The 20,324-nt window shown below is 58.6% G+C and carries 19 protein-coding genes and 2 pseudogenes; 12 read left to right on the forward strand and 9 right to left on the reverse strand.

Translation table 11 applies throughout. The features are described from left to right. On the forward strand, positions 1–352 hold a 352-nt coding region (locus HMPREF2526_RS13825; RefSeq protein WP_371326149.1), incomplete at its 5' end, for a transposase. Positions 353–442: 90 nt separating this feature from the next. After that, a pseudogene (locus tag HMPREF2526_RS13830) lies at positions 443–661 on the forward strand (integrase core domain-containing protein); the annotation flags it as partial. A gap of 28 nt (positions 662–689) precedes the next feature. On the opposite strand, the gene HMPREF2526_RS10235 reads toward HMPREF2526_RS13830, so the two are convergent. The 4 genes from HMPREF2526_RS10235 to HMPREF2526_RS10250 form a co-directional block, all read right to left on the reverse strand. Next, positions 690–1,505, reverse strand: a complete 816-nt coding sequence (locus HMPREF2526_RS10235) for an ABC transporter ATP-binding protein (protein ID WP_049156256.1) — start codon at positions 1,503–1,505, stop codon at positions 690–692. Continuing rightward, positions 1,505–2,584 carry a FecCD family ABC transporter permease gene (locus HMPREF2526_RS10240; RefSeq protein WP_049156286.1) on the reverse strand — a complete coding sequence of 360 codons (1,080 nt, stop codon included), beginning with the start codon at positions 2,582–2,584 and terminating at the stop codon, positions 1,505–1,507. Before HMPREF2526_RS10240 ends, HMPREF2526_RS10235 begins: the two co-directional genes overlap by 1 nt. 41 nt (positions 2,585–2,625) lie before the next feature. Beyond that, on the reverse strand, positions 2,626–3,783 hold the full coding sequence (locus HMPREF2526_RS10245; protein WP_049156259.1) for an ABC transporter substrate-binding protein: 1,158 nt from the start codon (positions 3,781–3,783) through the stop codon (positions 2,626–2,628). 151 nt (positions 3,784–3,934) lie between these two features. Further along, positions 3,935–5,296 carry an MATE family efflux transporter gene (locus tag HMPREF2526_RS10250; RefSeq protein ID WP_231732355.1) on the reverse strand — a complete coding sequence of 454 codons (1,362 nt, stop codon included), beginning with the start codon at positions 5,294–5,296 and terminating at the stop codon, positions 3,935–3,937. A gap of 470 nt (positions 5,297–5,766) precedes the next feature. Between HMPREF2526_RS10250 and HMPREF2526_RS10255 the strand changes: the two are divergent. The 3 genes and pseudogenes from HMPREF2526_RS10255 (at position 5,767) to HMPREF2526_RS13840 (ending at position 6,782) form a co-directional block, all read left to right on the forward strand. Beyond that, positions 5,767–6,109, forward strand: a pseudogene (locus HMPREF2526_RS10255) (transposase). 150 nt (positions 6,110–6,259) lie between these two features. Continuing rightward, positions 6,260–6,484 carry an IS3 family transposase gene (locus HMPREF2526_RS13835; protein ID WP_371325943.1) on the forward strand — a complete coding sequence of 75 codons (225 nt, stop codon included), beginning with the start codon at positions 6,260–6,262 and terminating at the stop codon, positions 6,482–6,484. A gap of 70 nt (positions 6,485–6,554) precedes the next feature. Then, positions 6,555–6,782, forward strand: coding sequence for a DDE-type integrase/transposase/recombinase (locus HMPREF2526_RS13840; RefSeq protein WP_371326150.1), 228 nt, complete (start codon positions 6,555–6,557; stop codon positions 6,780–6,782). 228 nt (positions 6,783–7,010) lie between these two features. On the opposite strand, the gene HMPREF2526_RS10260 is transcribed toward HMPREF2526_RS13840, so the two are convergent. From HMPREF2526_RS10260 to HMPREF2526_RS10270, 3 genes are read right to left on the reverse strand one after another with little or no spacing between them, the layout of a single operon-like run. After that, positions 7,011–7,799: an ABC transporter ATP-binding protein gene (locus HMPREF2526_RS10260; protein WP_070547210.1), complete on the reverse strand. Its 789-nt coding sequence runs from the start codon at positions 7,797–7,799 to the stop codon at positions 7,011–7,013. A 3-nt stretch (positions 7,800–7,802) separates the two neighbouring features. After that, on the reverse strand, positions 7,803–8,660 hold the full coding sequence (locus HMPREF2526_RS10265; protein WP_046648734.1) for an ABC transporter permease: 858 nt from the start codon (positions 8,658–8,660) through the stop codon (positions 7,803–7,805). Further along, entirely contained in the window at positions 8,657–9,640 is a 984-nt protein-coding gene (locus HMPREF2526_RS10270; protein WP_070547211.1) for an ABC transporter substrate-binding protein, read from the reverse strand. Before HMPREF2526_RS10270 ends, HMPREF2526_RS10265 begins: the two co-directional genes overlap by 4 nt. A gap of 431 nt (positions 9,641–10,071) precedes the next feature. Here HMPREF2526_RS10270 and HMPREF2526_RS10275 point away from each other — a divergent pair, with 431 nt between their 5' ends. The 6 genes from HMPREF2526_RS10275 to trpA are packed head-to-tail and all read left to right on the forward strand — an operon-like array spanning position 10,072 to position 16,690. Next, positions 10,072–11,571: an anthranilate synthase component 1 gene (locus HMPREF2526_RS10275; protein WP_070547212.1), complete on the forward strand. Its 1,500-nt coding sequence runs from the start codon at positions 10,072–10,074 to the stop codon at positions 11,569–11,571. Continuing rightward, the gene (locus tag HMPREF2526_RS10280; RefSeq protein WP_070547213.1) at positions 11,568–12,212 is read left to right on the forward strand and encodes an anthranilate synthase component II; all 645 of its coding nucleotides are present in this window, start codon (positions 11,568–11,570) and stop codon (positions 12,210–12,212) included. The genes HMPREF2526_RS10275 and HMPREF2526_RS10280 overlap by 4 nt, the downstream gene beginning before the upstream one ends. Then, positions 12,212–13,249, forward strand: a complete 1,038-nt coding sequence (gene trpD / locus HMPREF2526_RS10285; protein WP_070547214.1) for an anthranilate phosphoribosyltransferase — start codon at positions 12,212–12,214, stop codon at positions 13,247–13,249. Before HMPREF2526_RS10280 ends, trpD begins: the two co-directional genes overlap by 1 nt. Further along, a complete protein-coding gene (trpCF, locus tag HMPREF2526_RS10290) occupies positions 13,227–14,609 on the forward strand; it encodes a bifunctional indole-3-glycerol-phosphate synthase TrpC/phosphoribosylanthranilate isomerase TrpF (RefSeq protein ID WP_070547215.1) in 1,383 nt (460 codons plus the stop codon). The genes trpD and trpCF overlap by 23 nt, the downstream gene beginning before the upstream one ends. A gap of 45 nt (positions 14,610–14,654) precedes the next feature. Beyond that, positions 14,655–15,869 carry a tryptophan synthase subunit beta gene (gene trpB, locus HMPREF2526_RS10295; protein ID WP_070547216.1) on the forward strand — a complete coding sequence of 405 codons (1,215 nt, stop codon included), beginning with the start codon at positions 14,655–14,657 and terminating at the stop codon, positions 15,867–15,869. Beyond that, positions 15,869–16,690, forward strand: coding sequence for a tryptophan synthase subunit alpha (gene trpA, locus HMPREF2526_RS10300; RefSeq protein WP_070547217.1), 822 nt, complete (start codon positions 15,869–15,871; stop codon positions 16,688–16,690). The genes trpB and trpA overlap by 1 nt, the downstream gene beginning before the upstream one ends. A 113-nt stretch (positions 16,691–16,803) precedes the next feature. Here the strand turns inward: trpA and HMPREF2526_RS10305 are convergent, their stop codons facing one another. Further along, complete coding sequence (locus HMPREF2526_RS10305; protein ID WP_246819111.1) at positions 16,804–18,009, reverse strand: HNH endonuclease signature motif containing protein; 1,206 nt, start codon at positions 18,007–18,009, stop codon at positions 16,804–16,806. A 360-nt stretch (positions 18,010–18,369) separates the two neighbouring features. After that, on the reverse strand, positions 18,370–19,605 hold the full coding sequence (locus tag HMPREF2526_RS10310; RefSeq protein WP_070547219.1) for a dicarboxylate/amino acid:cation symporter: 1,236 nt from the start codon (positions 19,603–19,605) through the stop codon (positions 18,370–18,372). Between the two features lie 156 nt (positions 19,606–19,761). On the opposite strand from HMPREF2526_RS10310, the gene HMPREF2526_RS10315 reads away from it, so the two are divergent. Next, positions 19,762–20,226, forward strand: coding sequence for an SdpI family protein (locus tag HMPREF2526_RS10315; RefSeq protein WP_070517670.1), 465 nt, complete (start codon positions 19,762–19,764; stop codon positions 20,224–20,226). The last annotated feature ends 98 nt before the right edge of the window (positions 20,227–20,324 follow it).

Genomic DNA, 20,324 nt, shown 5'->3' on the forward strand with positions numbered 1-20,324 from the left:
ATATCAGGTGTCTACCAAACAGGGGTCAGGTCCCTGGCACAGGCACAGGCGGATCACCAATCACAACCCGTACACCTCAACAGGCCGGATCTGCGCCCGGATTTGGTCGAGCGTGAGTTCAAAGCCCAAGGCCTTAAACAAGCTGTGGGTGGCCGACATTACCTACGTGCGTACGAAGAAGGGTTTTGTGTACACCGCGTTTGTCACTGACGTTTACTCCCGGCGGATCGTCGGATGGGCATTATCGGACTCGATGCGCACCGAGGTATTACCGCTGCAAGCACTCAACCAAGCGATTGTGAGCGCGAAGGAAACAACAGGCCTTATTCACCATTCGGATCACGGCTTATAGTACGTCAGCGTTGTCTACAACCAGCGTCTCGCCCAGCACGGGATTGCCGCTTCCACTGGGACCGTCGGTGACTGAAATGACAATGCTCTAGCTGAAAACGTTAACGGCTCTTACAAGAATGAGCTCATCCATACTCGCAGGTGGAATGATGTTGTCGAGGTAGAAATCGCGACGTTCGAGTGGGTGTCATGGTGGAACGAGGTAAGGCTCCACCAAAGCCTGGGATATCGAACCCCAGCCGAGGTGGAAACCGAATTGTGGAAGAAGAACCCGCAACAGGGAATAATAGAAATCAAGGAACATGCCTAGGAACAAAACTCGGGGCACTTCAAGCCCCTTATATGGCTCTGGATGTGGTGATTGCTGCAGAACCGTCATCAGTAAGGGTGACTTTTCCATCTACGCGGTAGACTTCACGCAACATTTTTGCGGTTAACACGTCCTTAGCTGCTCCGTGTGCGTATACAGTGCCCGCGTGGAGTACCGCAATGCGGTGAGCGAAGCGCGCTGCTTGTGAAAGATCGTGCATCGAAACCACGACCGCCGCGGGTGCTTCAGCTGCATAGGCGCGAATATGCTCCATGAGGATGAGCTGATTCCTTAGGTCAAGAGCGCTGGTTGGCTCGTCCAGTAGTAATGCCTGCGGCCGGCATACGATGGCCTGGGCGAAGCTTACTAATTGACGCTGGCCGCCGGAGAGCTGGGACATTGTTCGGGATTCTAGGTCTTCTAGCCCCAGCCGCGTGAGGACCGAGCTGACTCGGTCCTGTGTGGATGTGGCTACCCGTAGTCCGCTGAATCCCGTCCGGGAATGCTGGAGTGCCAGAAGTACCGATTCGAATACGGTAAGGGTGCTTTCCGGCGGGGGATCCTGTGGCAAATATACTGCCTCGGGCCCAGTGACGTCGCCGCTGAATCGGCATAGGTTAGCCATGCAGCGCAGCAAAGTCGACTTACCAGCGCCATTAGGGCCGACGAGGGCGGTGACGGTTCCAGCTTCGATCTTTGGGAGACATACGTCATTCAGTATCTGTTCGTCTCCATGGGAAAAGCACAGGTTATCTACCCGGAGTGTGGGTTCTGGCGGAACCGTGGGCGGTTGTTCCACGAGGGGGTCCTTTCTGGGGCAGGAAGTACTGGGAGAGGCGATCATTAGGTTGAGGAGACAGTTCGGGGGCGGCGTCGCAAAACAATGAGGACGACGAACACGGGAACGCCCACAATCGCGGTGATGATGCCGACAGGCAGAATCGCCCCAGGCTGGATCAGCTTGGATACCACTGAGGCTGAGGTCAGCAAAAGCGCACCTGAGATGATGGACGTGGTGAGGAAGAAGCGTTGGTCCTCACCAACGAGCATCCTGGCGATATGTGGGCCGACGAGTCCGATGAAACCAATTGTCCCGGCCATCGAAACGGCAGTTGCCGCCATAAGGGAGACTCCCACCAGCGTGTACGTGCGCAGCTTTGGGATATTGATACCCATGGACCTAGCGCGGTCGTCGCCCATTCGAAACGCGGTCAGCGTCCACGCATTGCGGTAGAAGTAAGCAATTCCGATTAGTGAGATGACCGCGAGAAGGCCGATCTGAGGCCACGTAGCGCGCGTAAGGCTGCCCAAGGTCCAGAAAACCACCTGCTCTAATTGGGTCTGCGAGGCGAGGTACTGCATTAGCGCTAGTAGAGCATCGAAGAGGAACACGATGGCTATGCCCAGCAGAATCATTCCCTCGGTACCAGAGCTCTTTGACCGAGAGAATAGGACGATCACCGCACAGGCCGCGAGGGCGAAGACCCAAGCACTGCCCGCCATTCCCAGCGCTGCCCCGATTCCCGCCGCGGTGAATCCTGAGACGGTGGCAAAGGCTGCGCCAAAGCTCGCAGCGGCGGAAATGCCCAGCGTATAGGGCTCTGCCAAGGGGTTATCCAAGATGGTTTGCATCTCTGCGCCGGCAGCAGCGAGGGTGCCACCGATGAGCACCGCTGTGACGGTCATAGGCAGACGTATATCAAAGATGATCTGCCAGTCAATTGGGCGGGAATCGCTGGGGTGAAAGAGCACGTAGAGCGCCTCATTTGCGTTCAAACTGCTGCCGATGAGGAAATCTATGGCAATGGTGACGCATAGCAGGGCCGTAAGCCCTGCGATGATCGCTACCTTTCGCCTGCTAGCTGTTCGGTACCAGTTTGACCGGGGGCGTTGCCGTTGCGGGGTAGAGTTTTGGTCGTCCACCTCGCTTCCGGTGGCAATTGATTGCGCTCGTGCTCCGTGGCTCATGGCAAACCAGTCCAGAAGGTGCCGCTAGCCTCCACAGGGAGGAATTTTTCATGTAGTTCTTCCAAATCGGCCTGCGGGTCGACATCGGAAAACAGGTCGGGGTGCATGGCTTTGGCAAACCACTCGATGGCTAGGTAGTTGTATGGGGAGTCGTAGAAGTGATGCCACGCAGCGTAGGCCCGCTTGTTCTTGACCGCCCGCATTTCCTTAAGGACAGGTTGCCCGTCAACAACGCGTTGGAAGTCTTTGGCTGCCTGTTCGGTGGACTCGTCGTAGCCCAGGGGTACAAAGCCATTCTTCTTTGGCTGCTGCTTGGCGCCGGTCCAGTCTGCGCCGGTGGCGATGATGACGTCTGGGTCTTTTTCAGCTAGCGCCTCGGGAGAGACTTGCCCCTGCTTGGCGTCGATCATATCGTCGCCCACGTTTTCGCCACCCGCTGCGTTAACAATTTGGGCTAGGTTGGACTTAGCGAAGGTAGAGCAGCAGTCGAAGTAGCCGGGAGCTCGCCAGAGGAAGGTCGGTGTGGGGGTGGCCTTGGCTTTTTCTAGGCGCTCCTGAACCATGTTCACCTTGGACTCATAGAACTCGGCATACTCTTCCGCTTCCTTCTCGTGGCCGAGTACCTTGCCGAGCAAGCGCACGCTCGGTGCGGTGTTCTTCACCGGGTCGGTAAAGTAATCGACGGTAACCGTGGGGATTCCGGCCTTTTCTAGACCGTCTACGATGCCAGCATCCTGGGCGGCTTCGAAGCTGCTTGCGGAGACAATGAAGACATCTGGACGGGAATTCAAAGCTTGCTCAACGGACATCGAGCCGTCGTAAACTTCACCAGTTTGCTCAATATCTTCGATCTCTGAGAATTTCTGTTCGTACTTCTTGTACGTGCCAGGGTCGTTCTGCTCCAGGTCATCTGGCCAGGCAACGATGCCCTGGAGCGGGTTTTCTTTGTTGAGGATGGATGTCGTGTAAAGCATCCGTTGCCCGCCCATGAGGACCCGATCGACGTTCTTCGGGACCTCGACTTCGCGCCCGAGAATGTCGGTGATCTGTTGCTTTTCTCCGTCATCTGCGGTCTGTTGTTCATCGTTAGTGCTGCAGGCAGCGGTCATAAGGAGGGCAGTGGCGGTGACGGCTGAGGCGACTACGCGGGCCATTCGGTGGTGAGGGGCGCGTGGGGTTTTAAAACCGCGAGCCCTAGTTGTCGTGAGGGACAAGGCAATCCTTTCTTCCAAGTGGATCTATTAGGTTAGCCATACCTTTGTTTATCTACAATGGGTGATGAAACTTTTACCCCCAACATTCCCGTTAAGTCAGTTCATTCAGTCGGCGGGAATATGTGCGTAGCAGCAGTACCGCCGTGGTTGCGAAACCCATGATGAGTCCTAACCAGACGCCATATCCTTCCCATCCGAGGAGCTTTCCAAATATCAGAATCCCGGGGACGCCAACCAGCCAGTACCCGACGAGGGTGCAGCGTAGCCCTGAGGTGGTGTCTTTCAGGCCTCTCAGTAGGCCCACTGCCACGTTTTGGATTCCTTTGGCGAACTGTTGCAGTACCGCGAGACATAGGAGCAGGACGGCAATGTGAAAGGTGGTGGGATCTGCCTCTTTTAAGAAAGGATGCAGTACCCACCTGCCCAACAGAAGCCACAGCGCGCCCATTATTCCCAGATACGTGACCACGACGAACAATATGCGTCGGGTAATCTCGCGCACTGAGTCGGCACTCTCGGCCCGAGCCCTTGTGATCAGCACCGAGCCGCCGTGAGAAAAGCCGATGCACACTTGGTAAACGATGTACGCCAGTTGGTTCACAATATTGTGCGCCGCTAGCATCTGTGGGCTAAAGGTCCCCATCACTAAACCGGCGATGGTTGTTATTGCAGCCTCCGAGCCATAGGTCAGACTGACTGGTACCCCGAGGCGGACGAGGCGGCAGATAGTCTCCCCATCTCCTTTACACGGAAGGATGTGGAAATAGGGCTGTAGCTCGGGAATGCGCAGTACCACAATCCGGAAGGCCAGGAAGGTAAGCAGTTGGATGACAGTTGTAGAAAGCCCGATGCCCGCTACCTTCCAGTGATCCGAGGCTGCCCATGTCATAAATAACCAGTTCAATGCGATATTTATAAATATCGATATCAGCGTGATGGTTAACAGGGAGCCGGGTTTTCGCATGCCCACGGCGAATTGGCGCAGGACGTTGAGCCACATCATCGGGACTAACCCGGGTGCGAGCGCAAGGGTCATGGCGAAGGTGAGTTGGGCAACGTGCTTGTCGATGGGCAGAACAAGGACCAATCCGCCTAGGGCGATGACCAGTAACGCGCCGAGAATTGCAGTGCCAGTGGCCACCGCGAAGGAGGAGCGCACAGCCCGCCGGATCTGTTCTGCTCCCGCCTCGCAATTTTGACAAGAGGTTTTCTCTTTTTCCATTTTTGCTGCTGCTTCAGCCACAAGATTTGCCCCGGCCGTCACCATGCCCACGCACATCGTGCGGATCTGGTTGTAAAGCTGCATCGCTAGGCCGCCGCCGGCTATCGCCAGTACGCCCACGGACTGCAGCATCAATACGTCCGTGGTGGTCAATGCAACTCCGGCGAGTTGTACTCCAGCGATGGGAAGGGAAATTCCCAGAACTTCGCGATATTTCCGGATGGATTTCAACCTCGCAGCCACCTTCAACTTCGGACTAACATTCGTCTCGGCCCTCGCTTCTCATCTTCTAAACCTCGCCCATTTTGGCGGCTGGTCTCCAATGTGCTGCGGTTTCTAGCGGTAGATACGCAGCACATCCGATTCATTTGCGGCCTCCAGGCCGTTGAAGCGAATGGCGCTGCGATACATCTGCACCAAAGTTGCAATCGGACGCTGCCGTCTGCACCATGGAAATTAGTGGTTCGCCCCTGCGGATTCAGCTGGTGCTGGCCGATGCCCCAGCGGTACCACCGTTGGTTGAGACCGAATCCCGTTCAGGGCTGGTGTTTGCAGCGGCAGAGACTCCCTTCGGAAAGTATAAAGATTATACCTAGTTTAGGTAAGGCTACCATAATTGAAGATTTCCACTTCAAACACTTCAGGTGGAAGGAGTGTGAAGATGGATAGGAGAGACTGAAGTGTCCCAGGTTTTGTTCCGTCTGAGTAGATGGGAAAATCTGGAATATGCCAAGAAAATTTGACCAGGATGCAAAGGACCGTGTGGTCCGTCTTGTAGAGGACCGTATCTTGGCGGAAAATATGTCGATGCAAGCCGCGTGCCAGGCAGTAGCTCCAAAGCTGGGGGTTTCATGGCACACGGCTCGTCAGTGGACCCAGCAGGCCCGTCGTGCGGGAAACATCCCAGAACCTGTGCCTGAAGACTTGGCCGCGGAAAACGCGAGGCTACGCCGTGAAAATCAAGAGCTACGCGACACCAATGAGCTACTGAAGGCTGCCTCGGCTTTTTTCGCGTCGGAACTCGACCCAAAACGTCGGAAATGATCCGGTTCATCGATGAGTATCGGGATCGTTTCTCCATCGAGTTCATTTGCGAGACGTTAAACACCCACCGTGTTGGCGGTTTCATCACGTCCCGTGGATACCGCCAATCAAAAGCCCGTGGGCTTAAGTGCTCGTCGCCTTCGTGACGCTGTGCTGATTGAACGCATTGGTGCCATTCATCGGGATAATTACGGTGTCTACGGCGTGCGGACAATGTGGCATGCGCTTGACCGTGACGGAATCGACATCGGTCGTGAACAAACCGCCCGGCTGATGCGCCTAGCTGGTGTTTCTGGCAAAGGCAAAGGCAGATCACCAATCACAACCCGTACACCTCAACAGGCCGGATCTGCGCCCAGACTTGGTCGAGCGTGAGTTCAAAGCCCCCGGCCCGAACAAACTGTGGGTGGCTGACATTACGTATGTGCGCACGAAGAAAGGCTTTGTGTATGCCGCGTTTGTCACCGACGTTTACTCCCGACGGATCGTTGGGTGGGCGTTATCAGACTCCATGCGCACCGAAGCGTTGCCGCTGCAAGCTCTTAATCAGGCGATCGTGTGTGCTGAGGAAACAACAGGTCTCATTCACCATTCGGATCACGGCTCGCAGTACGTCAGCGATCACGTTAAGCCACAGACCACCAGGTGGCCAGATCAACATCAACCTCGTTGAAGGAATGAAACATCGCCAACCACCGCGGATGAACCCGAAACTATCCAAACCCCGGCCGAAACGCAGGCCGCAACCATAAACCGCTAGAAGTGTCCAAGACCTCCATGGATTCCGTGTCCAAAAAGACACCGGACTCCATGTCCAAAAACCCTATGGACATAACAAAAGAAACCTAGATGCTGTCGAACGCAGCACCTAGGTTTCACGTGAAACAACCTCGCAGGAATGCTACTGCAGCAGCGTCCTATCGGAGGTCGCTCCCTTAATCTTTGCGAACTCCCCCATGAGATCCTCTACCGTGAGCTTCGCCTTCTGCTCGGCGTCAGCGGAATAGATGATCTCTCCCTCATGCATCATGATGAGGCGGTTTCCCACTTGCAGCGCTTGCGCCATATTGTGCGTCACCATCAGAGTCGTGAGCTGACCTTGCTCCACAATGCGCTTCGTCAGTGTCGTTACCAGCTCGGCGCGCTGCGGGTCGAGGGCCGCCGTGTGCTCATCCAGAAGCATCACCTTCGGGTTAGTAAAGCCGGCCATGAGCAACGACAGCGCCTGGCGCTGACCGCCGGAGAGCAGCCCCACTTTGGTCCCCAGACGCTTCTCAAGGCCGAGCTCGAGGGATTCCAACTGTTCCACGAAGATGGCCCGGCGCGCGGAGCTAAGACCCAAACCGAGGCCTCGCTTCTTGCCACGCAGGTAGGCCAAGGAGAGATTCTCCTCAATCGTAAGGTTTGGTGCCGTACCCGCCATGGGGTCCTGAAAGACGCGCCCGACCTTCCTTGCACGCTTGTGCTCCGGCTGGCTCGTCACGTCCTGGCCGTCGATCGAGATCTTTCCCGAATCCGGGATGAGCCGGCCCGCGACGGAGTTCAGCAGCGTCGACTTTCCGGCACCGTTAGAGCCGATGACAGTAACAAAGTCGCCGGAGGCAAGTTCCAGGGAGACGTCGCGAAGCGCACGGCGTTCGTTGACCGTACCCGGGAAGAAGGTCTTCGAAATCTTATCTACTTTGAGCATGATCTAGGCCTTCCTCTTCCCGCGGACCTTCGTCATACGCGGCACCAGCAGAGCGACAATAACCAGCAGCGCCGTGATGAGCTTCATGTCATTCGGGTTAAGGCCTACCTGAAGCGCAGCGAAGATGATGAGACGGTAGATCACAGAGCCCAAGGCCACCGCCACCACGGCCATCCACAAGCGCGACTGGGGGAGTACCGCTTGTCCCAGAATGACGGATGCCAGACCAACCAGGATGAGTCCGATACCCATCGAAATGTCGGCGAAGCCCTGGTACTGCGCGATGAGAGCACCGCACAGGCCCACCAGGCCATTGGACAGGGCCAGGGTCAGGATCTTGGTGAAATCGGTGGACACGCCAAAGGAGGTGATCATCTGCTGATTGTCACCTGTTGCGCGCAGCGAAAGTCCCAGGTCCGTGGACAGGAACCACACGATCAGCAGGCAGAGCAACACCGCACCCAAGGCGAGCAAGCCCACCCCGGCCCACGACCCCATTACTGCATCCAGCGGGGTAAACACCGAATCTTGGGAGAGCAACGGAACGTTGGCGCTGCCCATGATGCGCAGGTTGATGGACCACAGACCAATCATGGTGAGGATACCCGCAAGCAAACCGTCGATGCGGCCTTTCGTGTGCAGAAGCCCCGTGATGCAGCCGGCGATAAAGCCGGTGACAAAGCCCGCGGCCGATGCCAGAAAGGGATTAACCCCATTCGTAATGAGCACGCCGGCCGTCGCAGCCCCGGTGGTAAAGGAGCCATCGACGGTCAGGTCCGGGAAGTCAAGGACGCGGAATGTCAGGTAGACGCCCACGGCCATGACCGCATAGATGAGCCCTAGCTCGAGTGCACCAATCACAGCTTCTCAGCCTTCTCCATGATCTCCTTCGGTACCTCAACGCCCTGTGCCTTCACGGCATCCTCGTTAATGACGTAGGTGTACTCAGAGGCGGTTTCTACCGGGGTCTCGGCCGGTTCTGCGCCGTCCTGGAGGATGCGCAGCGCCATCTCACCGGTCTGGCGGCCCAGCTCCTTGTAGTCGATACCGATGGTGGCGGCAGCACCACCTTCAACGGCACCCGAGTCCGCTGCGATGACCGGGATGGTCTTGTCATTCGCTACCTTGATGAGCGAAGAAATGCCGGAAACAACCATGTTGTCGGTCGGCACGTAGATGGCATCGACATCGCCCAGCGCCTCTACGGCCTGCGGGATCTCCGTCACGGAGGTCACCGTCTGCGACTTCACCTCAATGCCCTTCGGCTTAGCGGCCTCTGCCAACTGTTCCACCTGCACCTTGGAGTTGACCTCGGCGGAGGAGTAGACCACGCCGACGGTCTTGGCATCTGGAACCAGTTGGGTAATCAGTTCAACCTGCTCCTCGATGGGCGCGGCGTCAGAGGTACCAGTGACATTCTTGCCCGGCTTATCCAGGGACTCCACCAACTCCGCCTCCACCGGGTCCGTTACCGCGGTGAACAGAAGCGGCTTGTCCTTGATGGACTTGCTCATGGCCTGTCCGGCTGGGGTGGCGATTGCCAGGTAGAGGTCGTGGTTAGCATTTGCCATCTGCTGCGAGATGGACACCGCGGTGCCCTGCTCGCCATTGGCATTCTGGATGTCCCAATCCACGTCCACGCCCGCCTCCTCGAAGGCTTCCTGGAAACCATCCGCAGCGGCGTCGAGGGAGGGGTGCTGAACCAGCTGGTTGATACCGATGGAGTAGGAGTCTCCACCACCGGAATCACCGCCGGCGTTGTCCGAGGATGAGGAGCACCCCACGAGGGCGGCGGCGCTCAGAGCGAGAGCGGAGAGAGCAGCAGCAGTTTTAGAGAACATAACGGTCCTTTTCTACTCTAGAGTGACTGTTGTGACCGTTATTTAAGCCTCTTTCCATGCGTTTAAGCAGCAGTTTTGTGAATATTTTTCCCGCGCGGGGGTACTTTTAGCCCTCCAAAAGCTATACTGTGACAGTTTTAGAGTTCTATATCACATGCTTAAGCTGCATGTTTCCTACATCACTGACGCCGAGGCGACCCTGCTGCGCCCAGACCCCACGGGGGTACCCGCTCACATTTATCTGTACGGCAGAAGGTATCGGTGTTAGAGTCAGTGATGTGAAGAACATTTCTAACCTTTGGTGGTGGCGCGCGTAACCCGCGGGCCTCGTTGTTCTCCCATATTTAAGGCCCGCAGCTGCGGGCTTTTCGGCGTTTTGCTCTCTTAAAAAGCTCGCGGCAGCACACAACATCGTTAAAGAAAGACACCGTATGCCGTTTACAGCCAAACGCGAGGTCGGGTACACACCCGATGCCAGTGCGCTCTTTTACGCCCTCGCCACGCCGCAGGACTCCTTGCTCTTAGAATCAGCGGACATTGAATCCAAGAAGAACCTCACGTGTATCGCGATCACCAAGGCAGCGCTCAAAGTCGTCTGCCGCGGCCAAGCGGTCACCGCTACCGCATTAACGCCCGCTGGCCAGCTGCTCCTCGACGAGCTTCGCCAAGACTTCCGCTCCAGGATCAGCCAGGACGGTGAGGATAGCACCACCTTTAGTTTCGAGCTCTCCACCGAGCACGATGAGCGCGCCCGCCTCCGCGCCACCTCCACCGCGGATATCCTGCGCACCTTACAATTCAGCCAACTGTATTCCAGTGAATCACTGCCCTTCATCGGCGGCGGTTTCGCCTTCGACTACGTCGAAACCTTCGAGAAGCTACCCCCGGTTCCCGACGGACTCAACGGATACCCCGATTATGAGTTTCTCGTCGCCGAGCACGTTCTCACCGTGGACCACCTGACGGAGACCGCGAAGATCGAGGGGTGGGGCGTCGACAAGCAGGCGCTCGAGGAGGAGCTCGACCGCGCCGCCCGCACCGAGCCCATCACGCCCCAGCCCCCGCAGCCACTCACCACGATCTCCGCGCGCGCCTCCATCGACGACGCTGCTTTTCGACGCCACGTGGAGCGCCTCCAGGGCAACGTCCACGCCGGCGATATTTATCAGGTGGTCCCTTCCCGTGCGTTTAGCCTCGACTGCCCCGACGCCTTCGCTGCCTACCGCACGCTGCGTGAGACCAACCCCTCGCCGTACATGTTCTACCTGCGCGGCGCCGAGCACGAGCTGTTCGGCGCCTCTCCGGAATCCAACCTGAAGTACACGGCCACCGACCGGCAGGTACAGCTCTACCCGGTCGCCGGCACCCGCCCGCGCGGCGCGACCCACGAGCTGGACATCCGCAATGAACTCGAGATGCGCACCGATTCCAAGGAGGTCTCCGAGCACATCATGCTGGTGGACCTGGCCCGCAACGACCTCGCCCGCGTCGCCGTCCCCGGCACCCGACAGGTCGCTGATCTGCTCCAGGTGGACCGCTATTCCCGCGTGATGCACCTGGTCTCCCGCGTCGTCGCCACGCTGCACGAGGATTTCGACGCCCTCGACGCCTACCGCGCCTGCATGAACATGGGCACACTGACCGGCGCGCCGAAGCTGCGCGCGATGGAGCTCATCCGCGAAACTGAGGGCACTCGCCGCGGCTCCTTCGGGGGAGCTATCGGTTACCTGCGCGGCGATGGATCCATGGATAACTGCATCGTCATCCGTTCCGCATACGTCAAGGATGGCACGGCCGTCGTCCAGGCCGGCGCGGGGGTCGTGCGCGATTCCATCCCCCAGTCCGAAGCCGATGAAACGGTCCACAAGGCCTACGCGGTGCTCAGTGCCATCGCCCAGGCACACAACGCATCCCTGGAGGTCATCCGATGAACCCACACGTCGTCCTCATTGATAACCACGATTCCTTCGTCTACAACCTCGTCGACGCCCTCGCCGGCTATAACACCACCGTTTTCCGTAATACGGTGCCGGTGGAGGAGGTTCTCGCCGCCCAACCCGACATCATCATCCTCTCTCCCGGCCCCGGCCATCCGCGCGACGCTGGATCGATGATGCAACTCGTCGACGCCTCCCTCGGCCGCATCCCCATCCTCGGCATCTGCCTGGGTTTCCAGGCGCTGCTCGAGCACTTCGGCGGCACCGTCGAGCCCTGCGGCCCAGTCCACGGTTCCTCTGTGCCCATGACGCTGACCGACGCTGGCGCGAAGCACCCGCTCTTCCAAGGGCTCACTACTGATTCCGAGCCAGATAATCCGAACTACGTGGGCCGCCTCGTCCCCGTTGCGCGCTATCACTCCTTGGGCTGCGCGAGCATTCCCACCCAGATGCGCAGCCTCGCGGAGACGGAGACCGACATCGGCCCTGTCACGATGGCGGCGGAAACCGTCGACGGCATGGCCCTCGGCCTTCAGTTCCACCCGGAGTCGGTGCTAACTCCGACCGGCCCCATCATGATCGAACGCTGCATTGAACAACTTTCTTCTCTACCCACCATGGAAGGAGCCAAGTAATGACCAATAATCACGCCCTCAAGACACTGCAGGAATTCCTCGATATCTCCGAACCGACCCTCGAGCAAGCAATCGAGGTCTTCACCCCGCTGACGGTGGGGGAGTATGACGACATCCATATCGCCGCCCTCCTTACCCACATCCGCACGCGCGGCGAGACCTTCGCCGATGTAGCCGGCGCCGCCCGCGCCTTCCTCAACGCCGGCCGCCCCTTCCCGGTTACCGGCAAGGGCCTCATGGATACCGCGGGAACCGGTGGCGATGGCGCGAACACCATCAACGTCACCACCGGCGCATCCCTCGTCGCCTCCGCCGGCGGGGTCAAGATGGTCAAGCACGGCAACCGCTCCGTATCCTCCAAGTCGGGCTCCGCGGACGTCCTTGAGGCCCTCGGCATTCCGCTTGATCTCGATCCGGACCGCGCGGTCCGCCAACTCGAGGCCTCGAATTTCACGTTCCTCTTCGCCCCCGCGTACAACCCGGCGGTTGCCCACGTGCAACCGGTTCGCAAGGGCCTTGGCGTCTCCACACTCTTCAACACCATGGGCCCACTGCTCAGCCCAGGCCACCCGGAGTTCCAGATCATGGGCATCGCCAACCCCGAACAGGGTCAGCTCATTGCTGAGGTGTTCAAGGATCTTGGCCGCACGCGCGCGCTCGTCGTCCACGGCGCCGGCACCGATGAGATCGCTCTCCACGGCACCACCCAGGTCTGGGAGCTTCGCGACGGCACCATAACCCACTACGAACTCACCCCTGAGGACCTCGGCATTTCCCGCCACGAGCTAGCTGACCTCGCCGGCGGCAACGGCAAGGAAAACGCCGAAGCTCTGCGCGCCGTCTTCGCCGGCACCGGCAAGCCCGCCCACCACGATGCGATCGCCGCGACCGCCGGCGCGATGTTCTACCTCAATGGCACGACCGACTCCATCCAAGAGGGCGTCGCGCATGCCGACCAGCTCATCAAGGATGGCACCGTGGCTGCATGGCTGAAGAAGCACGAGGAGGCGAACTATGGCTCTGCCGACCGTGCTTGAGGGGATCGTCGCCAAGCGCCGCACGCATCTGCCCGCAATCCGTGAGCGCCTGGCGCACGTTGATTTAGCTTCCCTCCCGCGCTCGGAGCGCTCCTTCTACGATGCGCTCCGCGGCACCAACCGCTTCATCATGGAGTGCAAGTCTGCCTCTCCGTCGCTGGGGCTGATTCGCGAACACTACGAGCCCGGGGCCATCGCACGGGTGTACTCGCGCTACGCTTCGGCCATTTCGGTGCTGTGCGAACCGGATCGCTTTGGTGGCGACTACGACCACCTTCAGACCGTGGCTCTATCCACGCACCTGCCCGTCTTGTGTAAGGACTTCATCGTTGACCCCATTCAGGTCTACGCCGCTCGCTATTTTGGCGCCGACGCCATTTTGCTCATGATGTCGATCGTCGATGACGACACCTACGCGGAACTCAAGCAGCTGGCGGATTCCCTTGGGCTCGATGTCCTCACCGAGGCCATCACCGAGGAGGAGGTCGCCCGCGCCACTGCCTTTGGCATCGACGTGATCGGAATTAACAACCGCAACCTCCACGACCTCAGCATCGATCTCACTCGCTCCGAGCGCCTTTCACACCACGTCCCGGCTGGCAAGGTCATCGTCTCGGAGTCGGGCATCCGCGACAACCAGACCGTTCGCCGCCTGGGCTCTCACGCGAATGCCTTCCTCGTTGGCTCCCAGCTCACCGGCACGCCCGATATCGACCGGGCCGCCCGTGAGCTAGTCTATGGCCAAAACAAGGTCTGCGGCCTCACGACGTGGTCAGCGGCCCAGGCCGCCCGTGCTGCCGGTGCCGTCTACGGAGGATTCATCTTCGAGGAGGCGTCCCCGCGCAATGTTTCACGTGAAACCGCGCTCGACATCATCGCCCACGAACCCGACCTCAACTACGTCGCGGTCTCTCGCCGCATCTCCGGCTGGGAGGAGCTTGCCTTCGACGGCATCGCCGCCCTACAACTCCACGCGCCTTACCAAGGAAGCACCGAGGCTGAGCTCGAACTCATTGAGTCAGTGCGCGCCGTGGCGGGGGAGCGGCAGGTCTGGCGCGCCATCGACATGACGGCGCCCCATGCTCCCGCCCTTGCCTCCGCGCTTGCCGACGCCGCCGACATGCTCATCCTCGACTCTGGTGCCGGCGGCACTGGCACCTCCTTCGACTGGACAACTGTTCCGGACGGCGTCAAGAAGAAGGCACTACTCGCCGGCGGCCTCAATCCCGACAACCTACCGGATGCACTGCGCGTCGGTACCGTTGGCCTCGATATCAATTCAGGCGTAGAGGTTAACGGCAGGAAGGACACGGCGCTCATCGCCAAGGCCTTCGACACGATTCGTCACTTTACGTATTAACCCCCACCCCAAGCTTTGCTCCAAGCCCTAGCTAAAAGGAACACTATGACCAACCAACAGGACACCAGGGAGACCCTCCTACCCGCTTATTTCGGGGAGTTTGGCGGACAATTCGTTCCCGAATCCCTCATTCCGGCACTCGACCAATTAGAGAAGGCCTTCGTCGATGCCCAGAACGATCCCACCTTCCGCGAAGAACTGGCCGGCTACCTTCGCGACTACCTCGGCCGTCCAACCCCCTTGACCGAAGCAACAAAACTCGGCGGCAAGGCACGAATCTTCCTCAAGAGGGAAGACCTCGTCCACGGCGGTGCCCACAAGACCAACCAGGTGATCGGCCAGGCGCTCCTGGCCAAGCGGATGGGGAAGACCCGCATCATCGCCGAGACCGGCGCCGGACAGCATGGCACGGCGACCGCCCTCGCCTGTGCTCTGCTGGACCTCGAATGCGTGATCTACATGGGCGCGAAGGACGTCGAGAGGCAGCAGCCCAACGTCTACCGAATGGAGCTGATGGGCGCGAAGGTTGTTCCGGTTGATTCCGGTTCCGGCACGCTCAAGGATGCCGTCAACGAAGCTCTCCGTGACTGGACCGCCACCTTCCACGAATCTCACTACCTCCTCGGCACAGCGGCTGGTCCGCATCCTTTCCCAACGATCGTTCGCGAGTTCCACAAGGTGATTTCCGAAGAGGCCAAGGCCCAGATGATCGAGCGCACCGGCGGTTTGCCGGATCTCGTCGTCGCGTGCGTCGGCGGCGGCTCGAACGCCATTGGTATGTTCGCTGACTTCATCGATGAGGAATCCGTCGAACTCGTTGGAGCGGAACCCGGGGGAGAGGGACTCGATTCCGGACACCACGGCGCGACCATCAACAACGGCACCATCGGCATCCTCCACGGCGCCCGCTCATATCTCATGCGCAATGCCGACGGCCAGGTTGAGGAATCCTATTCCATCTCCGCTGGCCTCGACTACCCGGGCGTCGGTCCACAGCACGCGCACCTCGCTCAGACGGGGCGCGCAACCTATGTCGGCATCACCGACGCAGAAGCCCTCGAAGCCTTCCAGCTCCTTAGCCGCCGCGAGGGCATCATCCCCGCCCTCGAATCCTCACACGCGCTGGCCTACGCACTCAAGCGCAAGGATGAAGACATCACCATTCTCGTTTCCCTTTCTGGGCGCGGCGACAAGGACATCGACCACGTCCGCCGAACCCTTAGCGAGCACCCCGAACTCAAGATCACGGAGGACAAGTAATGAGCCGTTACGAGAAACTCTTCTCCACCCTAGCCGCACGCGGTGAAGGCGCTTTCGTTCCTTTCATCATGCTCAGCGATCCCGATCCCGAGACCGCACTCACCATCGTCCGCGCGGCCGTCGCCGGTGGCGCCGACGCCCTCGAGCTTGGTGTCCCGTTCTCGGATCCTGTCGCCGACGGCCCAACGATCCAGGCCTCCCACATTCGCGCGCTCGCCGGCGGTGCGACGGTGGATTCCGCTATCGAGCAGATCCGTCAGATCCGCAGTGAATTCCCGGACCTGCCCATCGGCATGCTCATCTACGGCAACGTTCCCTTCACCCGCGGGCTCGAGACCTTCTATTCCGAATTTCACGAGGCCGGCGCCGATAGCATCCTGCTTCCCGACGTCCCCGTTCGCGAAGGCGCCCCCTTCGCCGCTGCAGCCGACAAAGCAGGAATCGATCCCATCTTCATCGCACCAGCACAAGCCTCCGAGAAAACCCTCGAGGGCGTCGCGAAGTATTCCAAGGGCTATATCTATGCGATCTCCCGCGACGGCGTTACCGGCACCGAGAAGGAGTCAGAGACACGCGGGCTCGCTGACGTAGTGGACAACGTGAAACGTTTCGGAGGTGCACCGATTCTCCTTGGCTTTGGAATCTCCACCCCGCAACACGTTGCCGACGCCATTGCTGCTGGCGCTGCGGGAACAATCACCGGTTCCGCTCTGGCCAAGGTCGTTGATGCCCACCTCGACGATGACAACCGCCCCAACGACACTCTCGCCGCTGCGGTCACCGACTTCGTATCCACCATGAAGGCAGCCACCAAACAGTAGCCACGAAACAGTAGCCGGCTTCGACAGGCACGCCTCGCAACGGTCTCTTTCCGTCAGAATCCGCGCCTACGCGCGGCAGAGCGGAAGGGGGCCGTTTCACGTGAAACACTTCCCTAGAAGGGAATCTCCTCTCCGCCATTCGTGTAGCGATCTGCCGGATCAGTCATGTCGAATACTTCGACCATGGTTCCGTTATCCATTTCCACCTTCAGAGCCTGCGCGGCTTCGTGCATCTTGCGACGGTGAGCAACGACGTCTTCCGCAATGGTCCGGGCCCACACCTTCGAGGCTGGTGCCAAAGGGCCGGTCGCTTCCGTGACCGCCCAGGTTCCGTCCTCGTACAGCCACACGACATCGCCGGTTGCGGGATCCAGGATGTAAAAGGCCCGCCCATCTGTCTTCATATTGTGATGGTGCTGGCAAAGGGCCACCATGTTATCCGGATGCGTCGGGCCGCCATCCGCGTAGTTAATCCGGTGATCCAACTGGCAGGCCCATGCAGGACGATTACAACCAGGCGCCCGGCATGTGCCGTCGCGGCCTTCGACATACTTTCTCAAGAATTCCGACGGCTGGTAGCCCTGACAAGCTTCCGGGGCAGTGGTGAAATCGCGCCTCACGGTCTTCGAAGCCGGAACGCCCTCGCCGTTCCACCCATGTCCTTGGACATAGACCGGCGCACCCTCGACGTCTTTTGCCTTGTATTCGTGGACGACGACCTTACCCGCCTCTGGCTCGATCTTGCCGGTAATGAGCAGTACCAGCGCATCGGCCATGGAGACGCCATGTTCCTTTGCTGCCAACTTGATGGTTTCGTGGATGACGACACCCACGTTGCTATCCACTTCTAGCTCGATTAACCCACGTTCCCCGCGGGTGAGAAGAGAGTAGCGATTCTTCTTGCGCTTGTCACGGAAGGATACGGAGTCATCGAGCACCTTGCAGATGTCTCGAACCTTGCGCCGTATCTTCTCTACTGAGGGAAAGACTTGATTCGGCTTGGTCGGCGTTAACCAGACGGATAGCTTCTCATCCACTTCCGCTATAACAGCCGCCGTCGGATTGCCAAGCTTTGCCATCACCTGATCGATAGCAACTAGCATCTGCATGTCCAGTAAACAGTCCGCCTTCTGCAGGGCACGCAGCTTCGGCATTTCATCAAGACGGATCAGCGCCATGACATTGCGCGCAACGTGAGCCGGAGATTTTCCGGTCTTTTGCCCGATGCGCATAAAGGCGGTATCGGAGTCCTCATCGAGTGGTGGTTGGACGCCTGACCAGAATTCGTACTCGATTCTGCGCATGAGCTGACCAGCCATGCATTCAGGATCACGCGGATTTGAGTGGGAAAAGTATGCAGTGGGAAGTGACGTAGATGATTGTGCTGTGGTTGCCATGGGTAGCTGCACCCCTAAATTTGCGGAACAATTCGTTCCCCCACACCCAGCTATAGAATACCTGTTCTTACAATAAAGCGCAAGCCCTCTCCCAAGAAAATGGGGCTTAGGCCCGAACCGCCACGGCCAGAACCGCAGTCTACGCATCGGGCCACTAGCCCCCTACACGGCTGCGCACACTCTCCGAAATTAGGGCAAGAAAAATCCCCCTTCGCCCAACTATCCATCGCGGGTATCATGTCGGAAAAGGGGGAGTAGAAGCTTCAGGGTTTCACGTGAAACTTAGGCCTTGCTGAGCTCTTCGTCAGCAGCCTCGGCATCTGCCTCGGCCTCTAGGCCCTCAATCTTATCGCGCGCGAAGCGGTCGACGATCATGGCGATGGCGCCGTCCCCTGTAACGTTTGCGGCGGTACCCACGGAGTCAATAGCGATGTAGGCGGCAATCATCAATGCGACCATCGAGTCATCAAAGCCCATATTCGCTTGCAGAAGTCCGACCGCGACCATCACCGCGCCACCCGGAACGCCAGGAGCAGCGACCATCATGATGCCCAACAGCAAGATGAAGCCAAGAGCCTTCCCAAGGTCAGCCTCCATACCATCAGCCATGTACACGATCGCGAAAGCGTACAGGGTGAGCTTGATCATCGAACCAGAAAGGTGAATCGTCGCGCAAAGCGGAATCACGAAACCTGCCACCGGCTTGGAGATTCCATTCTTCAGTGCGGCGTCGAGAGTGACCGGAATAGTAGCCGCAGAGGAAGACGTACCCAACGCAGTAAAGTACGCCGGGGCCATGTTCTTCAGTGCGGAGAATGGATTCTTGGCCGCAATCGCGCCAGCGATAATGTACTGCAGGACCAGGTAGACCAAGGTCATCACAACCGCGAGCAGAAGCACCTTAGTGAAGGCGATCAGCACGGTACCGATATTTCCATTCATACCCAAGGAGAGGAACATACCGAAGATGTAGATCGGCAGAAGGGGGATCACGAAACCCCAAATGACCTTGATGACGACGTTCTCAAATTCCTTCGTAATTGCGTAAAGATTATCCGACTTCACAGTCGTCATGGCTACGCCGATACAGAAGGACAGCAGCAGCGCCGTCATCACTTCGAAAGGCGCTGGCATCTCAACCGTAAAGTAGGGCTCCAGAGCTCCCGCATCGATGTCAGAAACCTCGGTATTGAGCGTTTGTCCGGCCAGCAAAGTGGGGTAGAGGACCTGGGTCAAGCCGTATGCGATAAGCCCTGCCACGATAGTCGAGCCGTAGGCAATTCCCGCAGTAATGCCCAACCACTTACCGGCACCACGCCCAAGGCCTGCGATTGCCGGGGCCACGAGCGCAAGGATAAGGACTGGAATGAAGAAGCCGAGGAAGTTTGAAAACAGGCCGTTATAGGTTGCGAAAGCCCTGCCAAACCATTCCGGGGCAAACTGGCTAACGATGATGCCCAAGACTATCGCGACGATAATCTTGAACAACAGAGAGTTGAGAACACTCTTAAATGTCATGATTGAATCTTTTCTATGGTTGCTACCACGCTGATCAGTTCGCTCGATAATAAAGTCTTTAATATCTACCAAGCGACACGAAATGTATATTACAGCAGCATGCGAATAAATTGAACTGACTTTCTCCCTAACTACGGGGCGGGATAGACTATGGGCATGCTCGTAGTCGGAATCATCTTCCTCATCGTGGCCGCCATCTTTATCGTCGTCGGCGGCCTAGCCTCGCTCCGGAAGCTCCCGGGTAATAGCGTCGTCGGTTTGCGCCTCGCGGAGATCCGCAAGACTAAGGAAGCTTGGGATAATGCCCACGCCGTTGCAGGACCGTTCTGGTTCCTCGCCGGCGTCGCTTTAGTGTTTGGCGGAATCATCGCGCTGCGGGCCGAGGGTTGGATGTGGTTGATCCCAGCACTCACGTTCGTCGTAGCTGTTCTCGCACTCTCGGTCGGTTCCAATATGGGCGCCCGCGCGGCGTATCTCTGGGATCAAGCCCACAAAGAGGATGAGGGTTGCGGTGAATCCTGCAACTGTGGCGACGGTGGGTGCGGGGGAGAGGCACCGACTGTCGACGTCTCCGCGGCCCGTGCTGCCGCAAAACGTGCCGATAACAGCAATCCTCGCTAGCAATCAATAACGTACAGTGACGTTATTATAGTGACATCTTGATTGCTCGCGTTTCGTCACTAACATTATTATTCCAAAGGCCATTCCAATGGTGGGCG

The sequence above is a fragment of the Corynebacterium sp. HMSC070E08 genome, from assembly GCF_001808895.1.
Classification (GTDB): domain Bacteria; phylum Actinomycetota; class Actinomycetes; order Mycobacteriales; family Mycobacteriaceae; genus Corynebacterium; species Corynebacterium hiratae.

Bases quoted from the DNA above. Each gene is read 5' to 3' on its own strand.
- trpA (WP_070547217.1), top strand. From the start codon at position 15,869: ATGAGCCGTTACGAGAAACTCTTCTCCACCCTAGCCGCACGCGGTGAA.
- HMPREF2526_RS10280 (WP_070547213.1), top strand. From the start codon at position 11,568: ATGAACCCACACGTCGTCCTCATTGATAACCACGATTCCTTCGTCTAC.
- trpD (WP_070547214.1), top strand. From the start codon at position 12,212: ATGACCAATAATCACGCCCTCAAGACACTGCAGGAATTCCTCGATATC.
- trpB (WP_070547216.1), top strand. From the start codon at position 14,655: ATGACCAACCAACAGGACACCAGGGAGACCCTCCTACCCGCTTATTTC.
- HMPREF2526_RS10245 (WP_049156259.1), bottom strand. From the start codon at position 3,783: ATGGCCCGCGTAGTCGCCTCAGCCGTCACCGCCACTGCCCTCCTTATG.
- HMPREF2526_RS10260 (WP_070547210.1), bottom strand. From the start codon at position 7,799: ATGCTCAAAGTAGATAAGATTTCGAAGACCTTCTTCCCGGGTACGGTC.
- trpCF (WP_070547215.1), top strand. From the start codon at position 13,227: ATGGCTCTGCCGACCGTGCTTGAGGGGATCGTCGCCAAGCGCCGCACG.
- HMPREF2526_RS10270 (WP_070547211.1), bottom strand. From the start codon at position 9,640: ATGTTCTCTAAAACTGCTGCTGCTCTCTCCGCTCTCGCTCTGAGCGCC.
- HMPREF2526_RS10315 (WP_070517670.1), top strand. From the start codon at position 19,762: ATGCTCGTAGTCGGAATCATCTTCCTCATCGTGGCCGCCATCTTTATC.
- HMPREF2526_RS10310 (WP_070547219.1), bottom strand. From the start codon at position 19,605: ATGACATTTAAGAGTGTTCTCAACTCTCTGTTGTTCAAGATTATCGTC.
- HMPREF2526_RS10275 (WP_070547212.1), top strand. From the start codon at position 10,072: ATGCCGTTTACAGCCAAACGCGAGGTCGGGTACACACCCGATGCCAGT.
- HMPREF2526_RS10305 (WP_246819111.1), bottom strand. From the start codon at position 18,009: ATGGCTGGTCAGCTCATGCGCAGAATCGAGTACGAATTCTGGTCAGGC.
- HMPREF2526_RS10235 (WP_049156256.1), bottom strand. From the start codon at position 1,505: ATGATCGCCTCTCCCAGTACTTCCTGCCCCAGAAAGGACCCCCTCGTG.